Genomic DNA, 19,694 nt, shown 5'->3' with positions numbered 1-19,694 from the left:
GATCACGCGTTCGGCCTGACGCTCCGCCATGCCGCCCGTGCGGCCGGCCACCACGGTAAGGTGAAGAAGGGGGACGCAGTGTCCATGTTGTCCAAATTGGGCCGAACGGTTCGGTGAAGGCGGATCGTGACCTGATCGTCGTTGGCGGCGGTCCCGCCGGGATCATGACGGGCCTGCTCTTCGCCCGTGCCGGCTGTACGGTGACCGTGCTTGAGAAGCATGCCGATTTCTTTCGGGATTTCCGCGGCGACACCGTTCACCCTTCGACCATGGAGATCCTCGACCAGCTCGGGCTGCTCGAGCGCTTCCTTCGGCGTCCGCACAACCGGCTCGATCGCGCGGAGTTACGAATTGCGGGACGCGACTGGCTGATTGGTGACTTGTCGCACCTCGATACGCCGGCACCCTTCATCGCCATGATGCCGCAATGGGATTTCCTGGACTTCCTGCGCGATCGAGCCGCCACCTACCCGGGTTTCTCGCTCGAGTTGAACGCCGAGGTCGATGACTTCCGTGAAGAAGGCGGGCGTATTGTTGGCGTTCGCTTGCAAGACGGGGAGGAACGGCGGGCCCGATTAGTGATCGCCGCGGACGGGCGCTTGTCCATCGTTCGGCGGCGGGGCATGTTTCCGCTCGAGGTGCTGGGTGCGCCCATCGACGTGTTCTGGTTCCGGCTGACGAAAAAGACTGGGGGCTCGGCGCTGCGCGGTTCGGCCGAGCGTGGCCGTATCCTGGTGATGATCGATCGCGGCGACTATTGGCAGTGCGCCTTCGTCATTCCCAAAGGCAAGGCCGAAGATCTGTTGGCGGGCGGGGTCGAGCCGATCCGCGATGCGGTCGTCGCGGCCGCTCCCGATGTCGATGTGTCCGATCTGGACTCCGTGGATGACTTCAAGCTGCTTAGCGTTGAGCTCGACCGATTGACCCGTTGGTCCAGGCCGGGCCTGCTCGCGATCGGCGATGCCGCTCATGCGATGAGCCCGATCGGGGGCGTCGGCATCAATCTAGCCGTCCAGGACGCGGTCGCGGCCGCGAACATTCTCGCCGCTCCGCTCAAGGCGGGCCAACCGATCGACGACCAGCTTGCCGCGGTGCAGCAGCGGCGGCTGCTGCCCACCCGCCTGGTCCAGGCCGCGCAGAAAGCGGCTCAGGAACGAATCATCGGGCGCTTGCTTCAGCCCGGCCCTCCGCTGGAGGATGCCCCTTGGGTGATCAAGCTGTTGAACCGTGCGCCGCGCCTCCGCCGCATCCCGGGCCGGATGATCGGCCTCGGGATACGGCGGGAACGCGTGCAAAGCCCTGACGCTTACGCCGGCTGAGCGACTTTCAGCTCGGCCATGGCCGTCTCGAGGTTCTGGCGGATTGCTTCGAAGAACTGCTCGGTGGTCATCCAAGGCTGGTCGGGTCCGACCAGGATCGCGAGGTCCTTCGTCATCTTGCCGTCCTCGACCGTCTCGACGCAAACCCGCTCGAGCGTTTCGGCGAACTGCACCACTTCCGGCGTATCGTCGATACGGCCGCGGAACTTCAGGCCCCCGGTCCATGCGAAGATGGAGGCGATCGGGTTGGTCGAGGTCGCCTTGCCCTGTTGGTGCATGCGGTAGTGACGGGTCACCGTGCCGTGCGCAGCTTCCGCTTCGACGGTCTGGCCGTCCGGCGTCATCAACACGGAGGTCATGAGACCGAGCGATCCGAAGCCCTGGGCCACTTGATCCGACTGGACGTCCCCGTCGTAATTCTTGCAGGCCCAAACGAACTTGCCGCTCCACTTGAGCGCGGAGGCGACCATGTCGTCGATCAGCCGGTGCTGGTACTCGATCCCCGCCTTCTCGAAATCAGCTTTGAAGTCGGCCTCGTAGATTTCCTGGAAGATGTCCTTGAAGCGGCCGTCATAAGCCTTCAGGATGGTGTTCTTGGTCGACAGGTACACCGGCCAGCCGCGCTGCAGGCCGTAATTGAGGCAGGCGCGGGCAAAGTCGCGGATGCTTTCGTCGACGTTGTACATGCCCATGGCGACGCCCGAGCTTTCGAACTCGAAGACCTCATGCTCGATGACTTGGCCGTCCTCGCCCGTGAACTTCATCGTCAGCTTGCCTGGGCCCGGCACGCGGAAATCGGTCGCCTTGTACTGGTCGCCAAAGGCATGACGGCCCACCACGATCGGGTCGGTCCAGCCGGGGATCAGGCGCGGCACGTTGGCGATCACGATGGGCTCGCGGAAGACGACGCCGCCCAGGATGTTGCGGATGGTGCCGTTGGGCGACTTCCACATCTTCTTGAGGCCGAATTCCCCGACCCGGGCCTCGTCCGGCGTGATGGTGGCGCACTTCACGCCGACGCCATGCTGCTTGATCGCGTTCGCCGCATCGATCGTGACCTTGTCATCGGTCGCGTCGCGGTTCTCGATCGACAGGTCGTAGTAATGAAGGTCGACATCCAGGTACGGCAGGATCAGCCGCTCACGGATCCACTGCCATATGATGCGGGTCATCTCGTCGCCGTCGAGTTCGACGACCGGGTTCTTCACCTTGATCTTAGTCATTTCGCGCCTGTCCTGAGGGATGCAGAAAGTCGCGGCGCGGATAGCGGGGGCGAAGCGCTCTGGCAACTTGATGGCAGGTTGGGCTAGGGGCTTGCGCTATGGCAGAACTCCCCAATCCCGACAGTCAGCTGACCGCGGTCAAGTGGCGCTTCCCCTCTGTTCATCCGGAAGGGCGCAAATATCTGTTGATCGCTGGCGGCGTGACGCTGGTGACCTATCTGGCAATCAGCCATTTCCTGGGCTGGCTGCTGGTTGGCCTGACGATCTGGGTCGCCGCCTTCTTTCGCGATCCCGTGCGGACGACGCCGGTCAGCCCCAGGCTGATCGTCAGCCCGGCCGACGGTCTCGTGACCCAGATCAAGCGAACGCAGGCCCCGCCTGAGCTGCGGGCGACACTGGGGGAGGGGGAGTTCACCCGCGTTTCCATTTTCATGAGCGTGTTCGACGTGCACATCAACCGCTCGCCGATCGCCGGCACCATTCGCAAGATCGCCTATGTGCCAGGCAAATTCGTCAACGCCGACCTCGACAAGGCGAGCGAAGACAATGAGCGGCAGCATTTCGTTGTCGAGGGCGCCGACGGTACGCAGATCGGCTTCACGCAGATCGCGGGTTTGGTCGCCCGTCGCATTCTCGCTTTTGTCGCTGAGGGCGACCGGGTGACCGCTGGTGAGCGCATCGGTCTCATCCGCTTCGGCAGCCGGGTCGACGTCTTTCTTCCGGCCGGGACTGGCTCTCGCCTGCTGCTGGGTCAACGCGCGATTGCCGGCGAGACGGTGGTCGGGGAGATCGGCGTCGATCCTGGCTTGACTGGGTCTGCCCAGTGAGCCTCGCGCCCCAGGCCCCGGGAGGAATCACCTTTCGGGCCATGATTCCCAATGCGATCACGGCGGTGGCGTTATGCCTGGGTTTGACCGGCGTTCGGTTCGCGATCGGCGGGGAGTGGGACAAAGCCTTGGGCGCTATCGTGCTGGCAGGTGTGCTGGACGGCTTCGACGGCCGCATCGCACGCCTGCTCCGGGCGCAGAGCAAATTTGGGGCGGAGCTCGATAGCCTGGCGGACAATATCGCATTTGGAACAGCGCCCGCGCTGGTGTTGTTTCTGTGGTCGTTGAATGATGCGCCGCGCTTCGGCTGGATCGCCGCACTCGCGCTGGCCGTCTGTTGCGCGCTTCGGCTTGCCCGTTACAATTCTCGGATCGAAGTGTCGGAACAGCCGCACAAATCGGCCGGCTTCAACACGGGTGTGCCGGCACCGGCTGGAGCGGGTCTGGCCTTTGTACCGATCTATCTATGGCTGGTCGGTTTCGAGCAGTTTCGCGCCTGGCCCATTGTCATGGGGTGGACGCTGTTCATCGCGCTATTGATGATCTCCAACCTGCCGACCTACAGCTGGACGTCCATTCGAATCCGGCGCTCGGTTCGATTGCTGGCGCTGGCCGCAGTAGCGCTCCTCTTCGCGGCGCTAATCGTCGAGCCGTGGTGGACGCTGCTGGCGATCAGCGGCCTATACCTCGTCTGCCTTCCACTTGCGCTGGCAAGTTACGCCAAGGTCAAGCGGCGGCGCGCCACCGAGGCTGAACGGCGGCGGTCCGCAGCGGAACTGCCCGCTGGGTAAACCGAACAGTCGTCGGTCGGGTCATCAGAACAGGCTCTGCAAGGGGTGAGCGCCCCTTCAATGCCAGCACCACCTTGTTGCCGCTTTCGGTCAGGGTCGCTGCGATTGCAACGCCGGCCAAAAGCAACGCGGCAAAGAATGGGAGAGTAGCGAGAACGGTCAGCAACATTGGCGGTTTTCCTTCGCTTTGTCCGGTAACCCAGCCGATTCGTTTCGGTTCCACAGTGGACCCGTAATCATCGGTATCGGGCCAATGTTCACTGTCTGTTCTCGCCTGTCAATAGGCAAGGCCCTACGAACTGCGCTTGTGCCAATGCAAAGCCTGCGCTAACGGCGCGCACCTCAACCCCGCATGGGAAGCAACATAACCCGGTGCACCGGCGAGCTTCGGCTCTTCGCTGTTACCGCTTCCCAGAGGAATAACCGGAAGGAGTTTATCCCTATGGCGACCACCGTCGTCACCATGCAGCAATTGCTTGAGGCTGGCGCCCACTTCGGCCACCAGACCCACCGCTGGAACCCGCGGATGAAGCCGTACATCTTCGGCGACCGCAACGGCGTTCACATTATTGACCTTTCGCAGAGCGTTCCCCTGTTCGCCCGTGCGCTCGATTTCGTTCAGCAAAGCGTCGCCCGTGGCGGCAAGGTGCTGTTCGTCGGGACCAAGCGCCAGGCGCAGGACGCTGTGGCCGAGGCGGCCCGTCAGTCGGGTCAGCATTTCGTCAATCACCGCTGGCTGGGCGGCATGCTCACCAACTGGAAGACGATCAGCAACTCGATCAAGCGTCTCAAGAGCCTTGAGGAGCAGCTGTCGGGCGACACCGCCGGTCTGACCAAGAAGGAAGTTCTTCAGCTCACCCGTGAGCGCGACAAGCTCGAAAAGAGCCTCGGCGGTATTCGTGACATGGGTGGCCTGCCGGACGTCATGTTCGTGGTCGACACCAACAAGGAAGAGCTGGCGATCAAGGAAGCCAACGTCCTCGGCATTCCGGTCGTGGCGATCCTCGATTCGAACTCGAATCCGAACGGCATCGCCTTTCCGGTTCCGGGCAACGACGACGCCAGCCGCGCCATTCGCCTTTACTGCGAGGCGGTCGCTTCGGCTGCCAGCAGCGGCAAGTCCGGCGGCGCCCAGGCGCGCGGCGAGGACATCGGTGAGATGGCAGAGCCGCCAGTCGAAGCGGCCATCGCTTAATCCAAGTCTGCGGCGTCCCTCTGCGTTCGTTTCGAGCGTGAGCGAGGGGCGCCGCATAACGCATCCCGGTTTCGATCGTTGCGAACGGGATTGTCTGAAGAGGATCACAGAAAATGGCTGAAGTAACGGCCGCTACCGTCAAGGAACTGCGCGAGCGCACGGGCGCCGGCATGATGGACTGCAAGAAGGCGCTGGCTGAGACCGGCGGCGACATGGAAGCGGCGATCGATTGGCTGCGCGCCAAGGGTCTTGCCGCGGCCGCCAAGAAGGCCGGTCGCCAGGCCGCCGAAGGGCTGGTCGGCGTTGCTGTCGAAGGCGCCAAGGGCGCGGTGGTTGAGGTCAATTCCGAAACGGACTTCGTTGCCAAGAACGAGACTTTCCAGGAATTCGTCCGCAACGTAGCTGAGCTTGCCCTCCAGAGCGGCGGCGACGTCGATGCGCTGGGCAACGCCGCTTATCCGGGTGGTGGCACCGTCGCGGAAAAGCTGACCGCCAACATCGCCACCATCGGCGAGAATCAGTCGCTGCGTCGCGCGCAGCTGCTGGAGGTCGGCCAGGGCGTGGTCGTGAGCTATGTCCACAATGCCGCCGCACCGAATCTGGGCAAAATCGGTGTCCTGGTCGCATTGGAAAGCACGGCCCCGGCCGACGTTCTGCAACCGCTCGGCAAGCAGATCGCCATGCATATCGCGGCGGCCAACCCGTTGGCGCTCAATGCCGAGGATCTGGATCCGGCGATGGTCGAGCGCGAGCGCGCGATCGCTACCGAGAAGGCCAACGAAAGCGGCAAGCCGGCCAATATCATCGAAAAGATGGTCGAAGGCGGCATCGCCAAGTTCCGCAAGGAGAACGCACTTCTGAGCCAGTTGTTCGTGATGGACAACAAGACCCCGGTCGCCGACGTCGTCGCGCAGGCCGGCAAGGACGCTGGCGCGCCTGTGACTTTGAAGCAGTTCGTCCGCTTCCAGTTGGGCGAAGGCATCGAGAAGCAGCAGAGCGACTTTGCGGCGGAGGTGGCTGCTGCCGCAGGCCAGAACAAGGTCGAGCCGGTCGCCTAAGCACCCTTGTTGTCGCATCGCGGCAAAGAAGGTTGGCAACGGGGCGGGTGCGCCATAGAAGCGCGTCCGCCTCGTCTTACGTTCAGGATACCCGCACCCGCATGGCTCGCCCCCGCTTCAATCGCATACTTCTGAAGCTGTCGGGCGAGGCGTTGATGGGCCCGGGTCAGTTCGGCATCGACCCCGCCACCGTTGCCGGCATCGCTGCCGAAGTGAAAGCGGCCAAGGACCAGGGCTTCGAGTTGTGCCTTGTTATCGGCGGCGGCAATATCTTTCGCGGCATGGCTGGCGCGGCCCAGGGCATGGACCGGGCCCAAGCCGATTACATGGGCATGCTTGCGACCGTGATGAACGCCCTCGCAATGCAGAATGCGCTTGAACAGATGGGTGTCGAAACCCGCGTACAATCCGCCATCAAGATGGATCAGGTGTGCGAGCCGGTGATCCGCCGCCGTGCCGAGCGACACCTCGCCAAGGGCCGTGTCGTGATCTTCGCCGCCGGCGTTGGCAGCCCTTACTTCACTACCGATACCGGCGCGGCCCTTCGCGCGGCCGAAATGAAGTGTCACGCCCTGTTCAAGGGCACCAGTGTCGATGGCGTCTATAGCGCGGACCCCAAGAAGGTCGCTGACGCCCGCCGCTACGACAGTATCGGCTTCGACCAAGTGCTGGCTGAAGACCTCAAGATCATGGACGCGGCTGCGGTCGCGCTGTGCCGTGACAACCAGATTCCGATCGTCATCTTCAACATCCGGCAGCCCGGCAATCTTGCCCAGGTGCTGGCGGGCGAGGGGACTGCGACGATCGTCCACAACGAAGGAGCTTGAACCCATGCCCGCCTACAACAAGGCCGACGTCAGCCGCCGCATGCACGGCGCGGTGGAAGCATTGAAGCACGATCTTGCCGGCCTGCGTACCGGCCGTGCCTCGACCGCGCTGCTCGATCCGATCCAGGTCGAGGTCTACGGCGCCAACATGCCCTTGAATCAGGTCGCGACCGTGTCCGCGCCGGAGCCCCGGCTTTTGTCCGTCCAGGTGTGGGACCGGTCCAACATCAACGCAGTGGAAAAGGCTATTCGCAGCGCCGGCCTAGGCATCAACCCGATCACCGACGGACAGAATATCCGTTTGCCGATCCCCGACCTGACCGAAGAGCGCCGCAAGGAACTGGCCAAGCTCGCCGGACAATATGCGGAGAAGGCCCGAATCGCCGTGCGCAACGTGCGCCGCGACGCGATGGACCAGCTGAAGCAGGACGAGAAGAAGAAGGAGATTTCCGAGGACGAGCACAAGCGGCTCGATACGGAAGTCCAGAAGTTGACGGACGACACCATCAAGGAGGTCGACGCCGCCTTCCATGCGAAGGAAAAGGAAATCCTCGGCAAGTGACGGCGGCGTCCACTCCGGTCCTACCGGCGGAAGCGACGGCCTCCGTCGATCAGGCCAAGGTTCCGCGGCACGTCGCCATCATCATGGATGGCAACGGGCGCTGGGCGGAGCGCCGCCATCTGCCGCGCGTCGCGGGTCATCGCGCCGGGGCGGAGGCCGTGCGGCGTGCCATGCAGGCCGCGGTCGATGCCGGAGTGGAATGCCTCACAGTCTATGCGTTTTCCTCGGAAAATTGGCGCCGGTCCGAAGAAGAAGTCACCGACCTCAAGGGATTGATGCGCTTCTATGTCGAGCGCGAATTGCAGACGCTACAGAAAGAGGGGGTTCGGCTCCGGCTGATCGGCGACCCCGACCGCTTCGGCAGTGACCTGTTGGCCAAGCTTCGCCATTCGGTCGAGGAAACGAAGACCAATGAGCGCCTTACGCTTGTGGTGGCGCTCAGCTACGGGTCCCAGGCGGAGATTGCAGCGGCTGCGCGTGAATTGGCCCGCCGCGTCGAGGCCGGCCAGATGTCGCCGGAAGAGGTCGACGAGCAAGCGATTTCCGCTTTGCTGCAGACATGCGACCTGCCGCCTCTCGACCTGCTGATCCGCACATCGGGCGAAGTGCGCTTGTCGAACTTCCTCCTGTGGCAGGCCGCTTATGCGGAGCTGGTCTTTACCGATACGCTGTGGCCGGACTTCGACGAGGCAGCATTCAATGGCGCCCTTGCCGAATATGCCCGGCGCCAACGCCGGTTCGGCGGCCGATGAGCGAAATCGGCCTGCGCTCCGTCGCGGGCGTCATCATGATCCTGGTCGCATTGACTGCCGAGTGGTTCGGCGGGACGGCGTTCGCCATCCTGGTCGCGGCCGCCGCGACCCTGATGTATTATGAATGGTCACGCCTGGTGCGCGGCTGGGGGCTCGGCTGGAATATCGCCGGCTTTTTCTATGCGCTCATCCCGGCTTTGGCACTGTTATGGGTTCGGGAGCGGGCCGGCGCGGACCCTTCCGATCACGTCGGCTTCTCGCTCGTGCTTTGGGCTTTCATCGTGACCTGGGCCTCGGACATCGGGGCATTTTTCGTCGGACGGTCGGTCGGCGGACCCAAGCTTGCGCCGACCATCAGCCCGAACAAGACCATCAGCGGCCTGCTCGGAGGGATTGCCGCCGCGACCCTGCTGGCCGGCCTGTGGGTCTGGCACCGTGACCTTCATTGGGTCTGGCTGTTGCTTGCAGCGCCCTTCGCACTGGCCGCCGCGGCTGGCGACCTGTTCGAGAGCTGGCTGAAGCGAAAGGCCGGGGTCAAAGATGCTGGCGCCATCATACCCGGGCACGGTGGGGTTCTCGACCGGCTGGATGGGTTGGTTCCGGTCGCGGTCCTGACGGGGGTCGGGGTCATGGCGGGGCTGGCATGACGAGGCGACGGGTCGCCGTACTTGGTGCGACTGGTTCGGTTGGGCAATCAACGCTCGATCTGATCGCAGCCGCCCCGGACCGCTTCGAGGTAACGGCGCTGACTGCCGCCAAAAACGTCACCCAGCTGGCCGGAGATGCAAGGCGGTTCGACGCGCGCCTTGCAGTCATTGCCGACGAAACACTCCTTCCGGACCTTCGGGCGGCGCTATCCGGGACGAACATTCAGGCCGCGGCCGGCGGTGCGGGCCTGAACGAGGCCGCGACGGGGGAGGCCGATTTCGTCATGGCGGCGATCGTCGGCTGCGCCGGCCTGGAACCAGTAATGGCGGCGGTGGACGCGGGGAAGACGGTCGCTCTCGCGAACAAGGAAGCGCTCGTCACCGCCGGCGCCCTCATGACCGAGGCAGCGAGCAGATCAGGCGCGACGTTGCTGCCGGTGGACTCAGAACATAACGCCATTTTCCAGTGCCTTGCCGGACAGGATAGAGAGTCGGTGAGAAGGCTGATCCTCACGGCAAGCGGGGGCCCGTTTCGTTCCTGGCCAGCTGCCGAGATGGCAAGGGCGACACCAAAGCAGGCTATCGCGCATCCCAACTGGTCGATGGGCGCAAAGATTTCCGTCGACAGCGCAACGATGATGAACAAGGGGCTTGAGCTTATCGAGGCCCATTACCTGTTCGGCCTTTCGGAAGAGCGGATCGACATTCTGGTTCATCCGCAATCGATCATCCATTCGCTCGTCGAATATTCCGACGGATCGATGCTCGCCCAATTGGGGCCGTCCGACATGCGGGTGCCCATCGCACACACACTTGCCTGGCCGGAACGGATGGCAACGAACGTCGAGCGCCTGGATCTGCTGTCCGTCGCCCGTCTCGATTTCGAGGCCCCTGACGAGCTTCGCTTCCCAGCCTTGCGTCTGGCGCGCGCGGCGTTGCGGGACGGAGGAGGCGCACCAGTCATTCTCAATGCGGCGAACGAGGCCGCAGTGGAGGCTTTCCTGGCCGGCCGTATTCACTTCGCAGACATCGCCGCGACCGTAGAGCGCACCCTTGAAAGCATGAGTGAGCCCTTGCCTGCCACCATCCGGGACGTGATCGCGCTGGATCAGCGGGCGCGAGCGCTCGCCGGCCATTTGATCGGCGGAACCGCCCAATGATCCTCGACCAGCCGTCCATCGGCCTCATCCTTGTGGCTTTTCTGGCGGCGCTGGGGCCGCTGATCTTCATCCACGAATATGGCCATTACATCGTCGGCCGCTGGTTCGGGGTCGGAGCCGAAACCTTTTCGATCGGCTTCGGTCGTGAAGTGGCCGGTTGGACGGATAAGCGGGGCACGCGCTGGAAGATCGGGTGGATGCCGCTTGGTGGCTACGTCAAATTCGCCGGCGACATGGATCCCGCCAGCATGGGCAAGGATCTCGACAAGCTGTCGCCCGAGGACCGGGCGCGGAGTTTCCATGCCAAGCCGGTCTGGCAGCGCTTCCTCATCGTACTCGCTGGTCCCGCCGCGAACTTTCTGGTGGCGATCCTCATTTTCGCGGCCTTTTTCGCAGCCTTTGGCGCCCCGCGGACGCCCACGCTCGTCAGCGCGGTCGAGCCGGGGATGGTCGCTGCACAGGCCGGCTTGCAGCCGGGCGACCGGATCGTCGCCGTCGACGGTGAGGCGATGGACGACTTCGAGGAAGTTGGCCGGTACATCAACCTTCGGCCCGACGAGCAGGTACGGCTGACCTTCGAGCGGGCAGGCACCGTGCGCACCGCCGACCTGCAGGTTCAGTCGGTCGAGCTGATCGATCGCTTCGGCGGGCGCTCACGCATCGGGCGCGTCGGAATTGCGGGTTCGCAACCCGAATATGTAAAACTTGGCTTGCTGGAAATCATTCCTGCCGCGGTTGAACATACGATCGAGACCACTCGGGCCATGATGACCGGCCTGTGGCAACTCATTACCGGCAAGAGGCCGGTCAGCGAACTTCACGGCCCAATGAAGATGGCGCAGATCGCCGGACAATTTGCATCGCTCGGCTTCTTTGAGTTCGTTCAGCTGGTCGCGCTCTTTTCGATAAGCCTCGGGTTCATCAATCTCTTGCCAGTCCCCATGCTCGACGGCGGGCACCTTGCACTCTACACGGTGGAGGCGGTTCGTCGCCGACCACTGGGTGAGCGGGCGCAGGAGTGGGCTTTTCGCGGCGGGCTTGCCGCATTGCTGACACTCTTCCTGTTCACCACGCTGAACGATCTCCACTCGTTCGGCCTGTGGGAGAGTATCGGGCGGTTGATGGGCTAGACGCTTGATCGCGGTGATCGTCTGGGGCAGGGGCAGGCGGCACTTTTTTCCAAGGGGCTGCTGCAATGCGGCGGCCGGAATTCACCAAGGGCGGGGACGCGCGTGATTGCCAATCCACATCTGACTACTTCCCGGCGCTTCAGTGCTGCTTTGCTGATGGGCACCATCCTTGGGGGATGGGCCGCTCCTGCCTTTGCGCAGGAAGCAGTCGCGCAGCCTCGGCCCGCCACGCAGCAGCAGGCTCAGCCCGGGGCGGCCGCGCCACAGGCGACCACGCCCACCTCGGTCACGCCGACCGCCGTCGCTCCTGCGCAGCGGGTGATCCGCTCCATTTCCGTTCGCGGAGCGGAGCGGTTGGAGCCGGAAACGGTGCGCGCTTATTCCAATCTCAACCCGGGCGAACCCTATGACGGGGAAAAGCTCGATCAGGCGATCAAGGACCTGTACGCGACCGAGCTGTTCGCTGACGCGCAGATCGAGGGCGCCGATACCGGCAGCCTGGTAATCGTAGTCCGTGAAAACCCGGTCATCAACCGTATCGTGCTCGAGGGCAACCGCCGGCTGAAGGACGACAAGATCCTGCCGGAAATCCGGCTGGCACCACGACAGATCTTCACCCGCTCCAAGGTTCGGGCGGATGTCGAGCGGATCATCGAGCTTTACAAGCGCCAGGGCCGGTTCGCCGCGCGGGTCGAGCCGAAGGTCGTGCAGCTCGACCAGAATCGCGTCGATCTCGTGTTCGAAGTGAATGAAGGTGCGCTGTCCAAGGTTCGCGCCATCAATATCATCGGCAACGAGCAATATGACGACGATCGTCTTCGCAAGGAGATGTTCACGCGTGAAGCGGGTGGCGTTCTCGGCTTCCTCAAGTCCAACGACACCTACGACCCCGATCGTCTTGCTGCCGACCAGCAGAAGCTCCGGGCCTTCTATCTGACGGAAGGCTATGCCGATTTTCGAGTAGTGTCGGCACTTGCAGAATTGACCCCCGACCGCCGGGACTTCGTCATTACCTACGTGGTCGAGGAAGGCGAGCGCTACAAGTTCGGCGAGGTCAAGAGTGAGAGCGAGCTGCGCGATCTCAAGACCGAGAGCATCGATGCGGTCGTCGGGATCAAGTCGGGTGACTGGTTCAACGCCAAGGCGATCGAGGATGCCGTGACCCGGCTGAGCGAAGTCGCCGGGACATTGGGTTACGCCTTTTCCGACATCGAGCCGGAGTATAATCGGAACTCCGAGACCCGGACCATGGACATCACGTTCAAGGTCGCCGAGACGCCGCGCGTTTACGTCGAGCGGATCGACATCAACGGCAACACCGTCACCCGCGACAAGGTTATCCGCCGCGAATTCCGGCTGAACGAGGGCGACGCGTTCAACGCGATCCGCCTGAAGCGCAGCCAGGACCGTATCCAGAGCCTGGGTTTCTTCCAGGAGAACCTGGAGATCAAGCAGACGCAGGTGGCGCCGGACCGTGTCGCGCTCTCCGTCGACGTGGAGGAGAAACCGACGGGTCAGCTATCGCTTTCGGCCGGCTACTCCAGCCTCGAGCGCTTCATCCTCAGCCTGGCGGTGGAGCAGAGCAACTTCCGCGGCATGGGGCAGATCCTGAACGCCGGGATTAACTATTCCCGCTATTCCAAGTCGATCAATCTCGGCTTCACCGAGCCCTATTTCCTCGATCGCCAGATCCTGTTTGGCGGCGAGGTGTACCGGCAGGACTACAACAGCTTCAATTACGTGAACAACGAACGCAACACCACCTACGCCCAGGTTCGCACCGGCGGCGGATTGCGGCTCGGGTTTCCGATCAATGAGTTCCTCACGTTGGGGACGCGTTACACGCTGAACAACGACAAGCTGACCCTCGATCGGGATACGTTCTTCCGCGACATCGACGGGGATGGCGACGACGATTGCACCGCCGGCCGTTATATCTGCGACGAGCTTGGCCGCACCTTGACGTCGCAGCTTGGCTACACGCTGGTTTACGACAACACGAACGGTATCCGCGCCACTCGCGGGCAGCGAGTGATCCTGGGCCAGGATTTCGCCGGCCTGGGTGGTGACGTGCGCTTCGTGCGAACCCGGATCGACGGCACAAAGTACTGGAATCCGTTTGGCGGCTTCATTCTCTCCGCCCATGCCGAGGGCGGCTATATTCATCCGCTTCAGAAATCGCCGGGCGTGGGCCGCGACGCCATTCGAATCACCGACCGCTTCTTCGGACCTCAGCTACGCGGGTTCGATCTGCGAGGGATTGGGCCGCGGGTGATCCGTCGTCCATATGAAGACGAAACCACGGTCTCGGACAGCGACGAGACGACCGATGCTTTGGGCGGCAGGGCCTATTACATGGGTCGGATCGAGCTGGAGGTGCCCGTCTCCTCCGGTCTTCGCAACCTCGGGCTTCGCCCGTCGGCCTTTATCGACGTCGGGTCGGTGTTTGCGCTAAAGCGGCCCGTCCTTCAGGACAGCCCCGGCTTTTGCGCTTACACGCTGATTCCGACAACGCCGCCCACGACTCCTGCTCCGACGACGCCGAACCCCGTTCGGCTTGATGCGGGCGAGACATGCGCTACCGCTGCTCCGAATGTCTCGGGCTTCAACGTCGATTACATCGGCGGTGGCTTCAAGGAGTTCTTCGCCGGTAATTCGGCCAAGCCCCGCTTGTCGGTCGGTGTCGGCGTGAACTGGCGTTCGCCCTTCGGCCCGTTGCGGATTGATATCGCAAAGGCGTTGCTGAAGCAGGACGGCGACGACACAAAGCTCTTTTCATTCAACGTAGGAACCCAATTCTGATGACCAATAAGTTCTTGGCTGCCGCTGTTGTGGCTACTGCTCTCGTCCCGGCCAGCGCACAGGCGCAGCGGGTCCCGGCTGCCGCGGTTGCAGTGGTCGATGTCGACCGGATCGGTCGCGAGTGCACCGCGTGTCGCGCTGCCGCGACCCAGCTTCAGAGCCAGGAGACCGCGCTGCGCAACCGCGCGCAGGCACTGCAGACCCAGCTTCAGACTGCTGGCCAGCCCATTCAGACTGCGGTCAACGCCCTGAACGGCCGGCAGCCTGATGCCGCCCTGCAGCAGCGGATCACTGCTTTTGAAACGCAACAGCGTAATGCCCAGACCGAATTGGCGACCGCGCAGCGCAACCTGCAGTCGACGCAGGCCAATGTGAATCAGCAGATCGGCGCGCGTCTGAACACGATCACAGGTTCGGTTGCAGCTGCCCGCGGCGCCAACCTGGCGATTGCCCGCGACCAGGCGATCTACGCCGCGACGACCATCGACATCACCAACGAGGTGCTGGCGCAGCTCAATCAGCAGCTGCCGTCGGTCAGCGTCACTCCGCTTCCGCAGACCCAGCAACAGCGTCCGCAGGGCCGCTAAGGCTCGATATGACGGACGGCAGCGCTCAGCCCTCGGCGGAGGTAATCAGCCTCGACATCCGCCGTGTCATGGCGGCGCTGCCGCACCGTTATCCGATGCTTCTAGTTGACCGGGTCGCCCGGTTGGAACGCGATCGTTCGATCACGGCGATCAAGGCCGTGACAATGAACGAGAGCTTTTTCCAGGGTCATTTCCCTGGGCGGCCGATCATGCCCGGCGTCCTGATTGTCGAAGCATTGGCTCAGGCCGCTGGCGTGTTGGCGGTGGAAAGCCTGGATCTCGCTGGCTCGGGCAAGCTGGTCTACTTCATGGCGATCGAAAGCGCGAAATTCAGGACGCCCGTCGAACCAGGCTGTTTGCTCACGCTGGATGTCGAGTTTGTCCAGAAGCGAAGCAGCGTGTGCAAGTTTTCCGGCCGGGCGTCGGTCGACGGAAAGCTGGCAGCGGAAGCCAGCTTCACAGCGATGATCGCGGACCCGCCGGCCGGCTAATCGGCCAATTGCCAGCCTGCGCCCGCAGGGCGGACCCGGAACGCTGACCGGAATTCGCGGCTTGTCAGAATGTCTCGCCCCGTCTCCCCCGGGATGGCCTTTCCCCGCGACATCAAAAGGACGTGGTCGAACGCGCTGAGCGTTGAAAGGTCATGGACGGAGACCAACGCGGCCGCGCCTTCGCTGGTCGCCTGACGCAGCACCCGCAGTGTGTTTAGAACATGATACGGGTCGAGATTCGACAAGGGTTCATCGAGCAGCAGCACGCGCGAACGCCCTGCGAGCGCGCGGGCCAGTAACGCGCGCGCGCGCTCGCCGGTCGACAATCGATCAATTGCCCGATTTCGCAATTGGTCCAAGTCCAACTCATGCATTAGCTTCGAGGCACGTGCGGCGTCGGGCGCCGGTAGGCCAAGAGCAATGATGTCCTCGACCGCTATCGGCCAGACGACCTCGCGACTGGCAGGCAGGAAGGAGACGAGCTGACGCCGTCTGGCCGGCTGCGCGCGATAAATATCTTCACCGGCGACCAGAACCTTTCCAGAGGAACACTCGACCCCGGCGAGCGCACGAAGCAAACTGGTCTTCCCGCTTCCGTTCGGTCCGATCACCGCCGTCATCGAGCCGGCGCTTACCTCAAAGCTGGTGCGCTCCAAGCGACCTTGTAATGCAACGTCGCGGACTGAAAGCAGGACGGTCAAGCTGCAAGCCTCCAGCGCATCCGAAGCAAAACCCACAGGAAGATCGGCACGCCGACCGTTGCGGTGATTACTCCGAGCGGCACGCTGCGTCCCAATGGTGCGATGCGGGTCAGCAGATCTGCCAACAGCAGAAACGCGCCGCCCATCGCGCCGGCAAGCACGAGCGCACGTCCCGGATGCCCGGAGGTGAAGCTTCGTGCGATCACTGGCGCCACCAGACCAACGAAACCCACTGCGCCGCACACCGACACGCACGCGCCGACCGCGATGGCGCTGGCTATGATGATCTCCAGCCTCAATCGCTCTGGGCGAACACCCATGGATGCGGCGACATCTTCCCCAAGCACCAGCAGATCGATGGTCCGACTGCGAGCAACCAACAGAAGGGATGCCGCCAGCGCCGGAACAAGGGCAACGGCGGCCTGCGCAAGGCTGCGATCGACCAGGCTGCCCATCAACCACTCGAAGCTGTCGTAGAATGCAAAGGGGGAGGGGGCGAGGGCAAGGGCCAGGCTGGTTGCCGCACCTGCCGCCAGACTGATGCCAAGGCCAGCAAGAAGCAGGGTCGGAGTGTCCGCGCGACGCCCGGCAAGGAGCAATAGCAAGCCCAATGCAATGATCGCTCCGGCCGAACCGCAGGCGGCCAGGGCCAGTGGCTGGGTAAAGCCGAGCCAGTATCCGCCCAGGACCGCCCCCAGCGCCGCCCCGCTGCTTCCTCCAGTAATGTCGGGCGAAGCCAAGGGATTGGCGAACAAACCTTGAAGCGCGGCCCCGGTGATCCCCAGCGTCGCCCCGTAACCGAGAGCAAGAAGCACCCGCGGCAGCCGCAACTGCACGACCACGTCACGGGCCAGTACCGGATCGACTTCGTAGATTTCGACCAGCGAAGTCAGGGGCAGGGTCAACATTAATAGCGCGAGGGCCATGGCGGCAGCGAATGAGATGAAAACAATGGGTCTCACGACCCAGCCCCGCGCAATCGGTTTGCCTCGGCTATCATCGGCAGACCTCCACAGGTCCAACGGCGGCCGTCGGTGGATATCGTGCGCTGGGCCAGCCGCCGGACGAATGGATGTGCCAACCAGGCTTGGCCGCGATCGAATTGCTGGCTGCGATAATCACTGCGGATCAGCCATTTGGGCGGGGCTGTTGCGAGCGTCTCGAGATCAAGTCGGCCATTGGGCAGCGACCGTTGCCGAAATCCGGCTAAGGCCATCCATTGTGCGCCGAGCGATTGCGGCGACAGGGACAAACCGCGCCCGGAAATAAAGGCGGCGTCCTTCAGTCGTAAAGGACGTTGCCGGCGCATCCTGTCGAGCTGCTGCTGATAGTTTTTCGCCCGCTTCGATTGCCTAAGCAAAGCGGCGACCTGAAATGCTTGCCGCTGCACTTCGGCGATGCTGCCGGGGTATGGCAGATCGACGACCTGGATTCCTAACCGGCGCGCAATCGCCAGCGTGTCGCGACCACTCCCCCCCATTGTCAGCACCAGAGTAGGCCGGTGCCGAAGCACGGACTCGACCGATCCATTGTTTCCGGAGATGCCACGCGCCTGCCGCCAAAGCGCGGACTCGTTGGGATCGCGAGATAGATGGCTGACGCTGACGACCATCTCCCTGTCTGCCAACATGAGCAAATATTCATCCGTGCACAGGTTGAGCGAGGCAGCCCGGACGGCAGCGTTAGCCGCCAAAGCCAAGCCGAAGGCCGGCATAGGCGCTCCTCCCTTCCGTGCGATAACCGACCACGTCCCGCGCATCTTGATCAAGCGCGTTCGTCAGTCTGGCGAATATCTGAATGCCGTCGCTGACCTGGTAAGCGACCCGTCCGCCAGCCAACCAATAGCGCGCCAGGCGTACGGTCGGGGCGGGGAAGATATCGAAGTCCTGATCAGACCGGTCGCCGGTGAAAGTGAGTGCGGCGCCATAGCTGAACTTTCCCATCGCCCCATCGGCGGCGACGCTGCCGCTGTGCCGGGGTCGTCGCAGCTCTTTGATCGCCCGACCAAGGCGGTCCGTCCGCTCACTCGCACGCAGAAAAGCGTATGTTGCCGACAACCTTAATAGATCCGAGCGAAACCAGTGGGCTTCAAGTTCGATGCCGCTACGCTTGCTGGCCCCACCGCCGTTGGCAGTGGTTGAGTTAAAGCTGACCGGATCAAACACCGTGATGATCTCATCCGACAGCCGCTGACGATAGAATACGGCGGACCCGCGAAAGGCTCTGGCGGCGTAGCGAATGCCTGCTTCGAAACCGCGCGAGCGCTCAGGACGAAGTGCGGGATTTCCTTCGAAGCTGCCGGGAAGAAAGCCATAGAGGTCGAAGAAACTCGGCTGCGCGATGCCCTCGCCATAGGAAACAGTGGCCGACCACCCGTGGTCCAGCTTCACCAGCAGAGCGCCCCTTCGGGTCGTGGCATCGCGGAACCGATTGAACCGGTCGCGGCGAAGGGTGAAGTCGGCGATTAGTGATCCTGCCTCGGCCCGCCATTCCGCGGTGATGGCCGCTTGTCCCCGATCTCGACTTTGATCGGACAAGCCGCCGTAGACCGTGTCGCGCGCAACGAAACGCTCGCCCGATGCTTCGCCGGCGACGATCAATTTGTGGTGGATGGCGCCGGTGCTGAACGATCGTTCGACCTGCAATTGACCGACGGTCCGGCTGGCCGAGGTTCTGTTCTGCTCCTCATCTGGCAGACGATTGCGATTGCGGGAATGAAGGGCGGAGAGGGCAGCCGTGATGCGCCAGCCATCTTCTTCGTAGCGGGCCGAAAGCCGACCGGCGCCAAGGCTATTCGAACTTTCGTCCCGCGTATCGGCTCGCCGGAAGCTCAGCGGATCGATGCCGTCGAACTCCGATCGACTGAAAACCGCAAAGCCGCTGGCATCGAGTTCCAGCCCTGGCGCGGGCCGGTAGGCTGCGCTGATCCGACCTGCCCGGTTCAAGTAGCCATCTCTGTCGCCTGGGCCGCTGGCAAAAGCATTGATGCCGGGGGCGCGTTGGGTGCCGGCGGCGATGTTCACGTCGATGTCGTTGTTGGCGAGGCCGGCTTTGGCGGACAGCCGGTAATATCCGTGCGAGCCGCCCTCCAATGACGCCTGCATGCCACGAAATCTGCCCGAGCGGACGGCGACGACGCCGCCAATCGCATCCGCACCCCACAACGCCGACTGCGGCCCGCGCACGACCTCAAGGCTGTCGCCCAGGTCGGCATTGAGCAGCTCGAGCCGAGGCTCGTTTCCGGCGGCAGGATCGTTGGCCCTGATCCCATCGACAAACAGAAGGGTATGATTTGCCTCCGCACCGCGGATGCGGAGTTGCGACTGGGAGCCCGCTGGCCCGGAGACCGCCAGCGAGGCGGAGGGAACCAACCGTAGGGCCGAGCTCAACAAAGGCTCACCCAAACGCTCGATGCGCTTGTCGTCGACCAGGGTGACGCTGGCGGCGCTGTCGTCCTGAGCCTGGGGTGCGCGCGATGCGGTGACGATCACCGACTGTTCGATCGGAGGCGGGGGAGGGTGGTCTGCGAAAAACATAAAATCTGCTCCGTTACGACTTCAACCGTCGTCACGGAGGTGCGTCCGGCGCACCTGCAAGGTTGCCGGACAGCCACGTCGTTCGC

Annotated in this window: 19 protein-coding genes; 14 read left to right on the top strand and 5 right to left on the bottom strand. The window is 63.3% G+C overall.

The annotated features are described in order from the left end of the window. Positions 1-113 precede the first annotated feature (113 nt). Complete coding sequence (locus AC4GYS_RS09600; protein ID WP_491108858.1) at positions 114-1,319, top strand: FAD-dependent oxidoreductase; 1,206 nt, start codon at positions 114-116, stop codon at positions 1,317-1,319. On the opposite strand, the gene AC4GYS_RS09595 is transcribed toward AC4GYS_RS09600, so the two are convergent. Beyond that, positions 1,307-2,542 (bottom strand): NADP-dependent isocitrate dehydrogenase, encoded by a 1,236-nt coding sequence (locus AC4GYS_RS09595; RefSeq protein ID WP_491108857.1) that lies wholly within the window; start codon positions 2,540-2,542, stop codon positions 1,307-1,309. The genes AC4GYS_RS09600 and AC4GYS_RS09595 overlap by 13 nt on opposite strands. A 98-nt stretch (positions 2,543-2,640) precedes the next feature. Between AC4GYS_RS09595 and AC4GYS_RS09590 the strand changes: the two genes are divergently transcribed. The 13 genes from AC4GYS_RS09590 (at position 2,641) to fabZ (ending at position 15,371) form a co-directional block, all read left to right on the top strand. Beyond that, positions 2,641-3,369 (top strand): phosphatidylserine decarboxylase, encoded by a 729-nt coding sequence (locus AC4GYS_RS09590; RefSeq protein ID WP_491108856.1) that lies wholly within the window; start codon positions 2,641-2,643, stop codon positions 3,367-3,369. 41 nt (positions 3,370-3,410) lie between these two features. Continuing rightward, a complete protein-coding gene (locus tag AC4GYS_RS09585; RefSeq protein WP_491109396.1) occupies positions 3,411-4,160 on the top strand; it encodes a CDP-alcohol phosphatidyltransferase family protein in 750 nt (249 codons plus the stop codon). Between the two features lie 442 nt (positions 4,161-4,602). Next, a complete protein-coding gene (gene rpsB / locus AC4GYS_RS09580) occupies positions 4,603-5,355 on the top strand; it encodes a 30S ribosomal protein S2 (RefSeq protein WP_491108855.1) in 753 nt (250 codons plus the stop codon). 113 nt (positions 5,356-5,468) lie between these two features. Then, positions 5,469-6,413, top strand: a complete 945-nt coding sequence (tsf, locus tag AC4GYS_RS09575) for a translation elongation factor Ts (RefSeq protein WP_491108854.1) — start codon at positions 5,469-5,471, stop codon at positions 6,411-6,413. Positions 6,414-6,514: 101 nt separating this feature from the next. Further along, on the top strand, positions 6,515-7,240 hold the full coding sequence (pyrH, locus tag AC4GYS_RS09570; RefSeq protein WP_491108853.1) for a UMP kinase: 726 nt from the start codon (positions 6,515-6,517) through the stop codon (positions 7,238-7,240). Positions 7,241-7,244: 4 nt separating this feature from the next. After that, complete coding sequence (frr, locus tag AC4GYS_RS09565) at positions 7,245-7,802, top strand: ribosome recycling factor (protein ID WP_491108852.1); 558 nt, start codon at positions 7,245-7,247, stop codon at positions 7,800-7,802. Beyond that, on the top strand, positions 7,799-8,554 hold the full coding sequence (locus tag AC4GYS_RS09560) for an isoprenyl transferase (protein WP_491108851.1): 756 nt from the start codon (positions 7,799-7,801) through the stop codon (positions 8,552-8,554). The genes frr and AC4GYS_RS09560 overlap by 4 nt, the downstream gene beginning before the upstream one ends. Then, positions 8,551-9,201 (top strand): phosphatidate cytidylyltransferase, encoded by a 651-nt coding sequence (locus AC4GYS_RS09555; RefSeq protein WP_491108850.1) that lies wholly within the window; start codon positions 8,551-8,553, stop codon positions 9,199-9,201. Before AC4GYS_RS09560 ends, AC4GYS_RS09555 begins: the two co-directional genes overlap by 4 nt. Further along, positions 9,198-10,361: a 1-deoxy-D-xylulose-5-phosphate reductoisomerase gene (locus AC4GYS_RS09550; RefSeq protein ID WP_491108849.1), complete on the top strand. Its 1,164-nt coding sequence runs from the start codon at positions 9,198-9,200 to the stop codon at positions 10,359-10,361. The genes AC4GYS_RS09555 and AC4GYS_RS09550 overlap by 4 nt, the downstream gene beginning before the upstream one ends. Continuing rightward, positions 10,361-11,491, top strand: coding sequence for an RIP metalloprotease RseP (rseP, locus tag AC4GYS_RS09545; protein WP_491109395.1), 1,131 nt, complete (start codon positions 10,361-10,363; stop codon positions 11,489-11,491). The genes AC4GYS_RS09550 and rseP overlap by 1 nt, the downstream gene beginning before the upstream one ends. Before the next feature lie 156 nt (positions 11,492-11,647). Next, a complete protein-coding gene (gene bamA / locus AC4GYS_RS09540; protein ID WP_491108848.1) occupies positions 11,648-14,293 on the top strand; it encodes an outer membrane protein assembly factor BamA in 2,646 nt (881 codons plus the stop codon). Beyond that, complete coding sequence (locus AC4GYS_RS09535; protein WP_491108847.1) at positions 14,293-14,880, top strand: OmpH family outer membrane protein; 588 nt, start codon at positions 14,293-14,295, stop codon at positions 14,878-14,880. The genes bamA and AC4GYS_RS09535 overlap by 1 nt, the downstream gene beginning before the upstream one ends. Before the next feature lie 8 nt (positions 14,881-14,888). Further along, positions 14,889-15,371 (top strand): 3-hydroxyacyl-ACP dehydratase FabZ, encoded by a 483-nt coding sequence (gene fabZ, locus AC4GYS_RS09530; RefSeq protein WP_491108846.1) that lies wholly within the window; start codon positions 14,889-14,891, stop codon positions 15,369-15,371. Here the strand turns inward: fabZ and AC4GYS_RS09525 are convergent. From AC4GYS_RS09525 to AC4GYS_RS09510, 4 genes are read right to left on the bottom strand one after another with little or no spacing between them, the layout of a single operon-like run. After that, entirely contained in the window at positions 15,368-16,072 is a 705-nt protein-coding gene (locus AC4GYS_RS09525; protein WP_491108845.1) for an ATP-binding cassette domain-containing protein, read from the bottom strand. The two genes, fabZ and AC4GYS_RS09525, sit on opposite strands and share 4 nt — an antisense overlap. Further along, positions 16,069-17,034 carry a FecCD family ABC transporter permease gene (locus AC4GYS_RS09520; RefSeq protein ID WP_491108844.1) on the bottom strand — a complete coding sequence of 322 codons (966 nt, stop codon included), beginning with the start codon at positions 17,032-17,034 and terminating at the stop codon, positions 16,069-16,071. Before AC4GYS_RS09520 ends, AC4GYS_RS09525 begins: the two co-directional genes overlap by 4 nt. Continuing rightward, on the bottom strand, positions 17,031-17,786 hold the full coding sequence (locus AC4GYS_RS09515) for an ABC transporter substrate-binding protein (protein ID WP_491108843.1): 756 nt from the start codon (positions 17,784-17,786) through the stop codon (positions 17,031-17,033). The genes AC4GYS_RS09520 and AC4GYS_RS09515 overlap by 4 nt, the downstream gene beginning before the upstream one ends. Continuing rightward, positions 17,755-19,608: a TonB-dependent receptor plug domain-containing protein gene (locus tag AC4GYS_RS09510; RefSeq protein WP_491108842.1), complete on the bottom strand. Its 1,854-nt coding sequence runs from the start codon at positions 19,606-19,608 to the stop codon at positions 17,755-17,757. The genes AC4GYS_RS09515 and AC4GYS_RS09510 overlap by 32 nt, the downstream gene beginning before the upstream one ends. Positions 19,609-19,694: the final 86 nt, after the last annotated feature.

It is taken from the genome of Sphingomonas sp. SP1 (assembly GCF_058313395.1).
Note: the sequence above shows the minus strand (reverse complement) of the source record. Positions and strands in the feature narration are given on the sequence as shown.

Bases quoted from the DNA above. Each gene is read 5' to 3' on its own strand.
- AC4GYS_RS09595 (WP_491108857.1), bottom strand. From the start codon at position 2,542: ATGACTAAGATCAAGGTGAAGAACCCGGTCGTCGAACTCGACGGCGAC.
- AC4GYS_RS09590 (WP_491108856.1), top strand. From the start codon at position 2,641: ATGGCAGAACTCCCCAATCCCGACAGTCAGCTGACCGCGGTCAAGTGG.
- AC4GYS_RS09585 (WP_491109396.1), top strand. From the start codon at position 3,411: ATGATTCCCAATGCGATCACGGCGGTGGCGTTATGCCTGGGTTTGACC.
- rpsB (WP_491108855.1), top strand. From the start codon at position 4,603: ATGGCGACCACCGTCGTCACCATGCAGCAATTGCTTGAGGCTGGCGCC.
- tsf (WP_491108854.1), top strand. From the start codon at position 5,469: ATGGCTGAAGTAACGGCCGCTACCGTCAAGGAACTGCGCGAGCGCACG.
- pyrH (WP_491108853.1), top strand. From the start codon at position 6,515: ATGGCTCGCCCCCGCTTCAATCGCATACTTCTGAAGCTGTCGGGCGAG.
- frr (WP_491108852.1), top strand. From the start codon at position 7,245: ATGCCCGCCTACAACAAGGCCGACGTCAGCCGCCGCATGCACGGCGCG.
- AC4GYS_RS09555 (WP_491108850.1), top strand. From the start codon at position 8,551: ATGAGCGAAATCGGCCTGCGCTCCGTCGCGGGCGTCATCATGATCCTG.
- AC4GYS_RS09550 (WP_491108849.1), top strand. From the start codon at position 9,198: ATGACGAGGCGACGGGTCGCCGTACTTGGTGCGACTGGTTCGGTTGGG.
- bamA (WP_491108848.1), top strand. From the start codon at position 11,648: ATGGGCACCATCCTTGGGGGATGGGCCGCTCCTGCCTTTGCGCAGGAA.
- AC4GYS_RS09535 (WP_491108847.1), top strand. From the start codon at position 14,293: ATGACCAATAAGTTCTTGGCTGCCGCTGTTGTGGCTACTGCTCTCGTC.
- fabZ (WP_491108846.1), top strand. From the start codon at position 14,889: ATGACGGACGGCAGCGCTCAGCCCTCGGCGGAGGTAATCAGCCTCGAC.
- AC4GYS_RS09515 (WP_491108843.1), bottom strand. From the start codon at position 17,786: ATGCCGGCCTTCGGCTTGGCTTTGGCGGCTAACGCTGCCGTCCGGGCT.
- AC4GYS_RS09510 (WP_491108842.1), bottom strand. From the start codon at position 19,608: ATGTTTTTCGCAGACCACCCTCCCCCGCCTCCGATCGAACAGTCGGTG.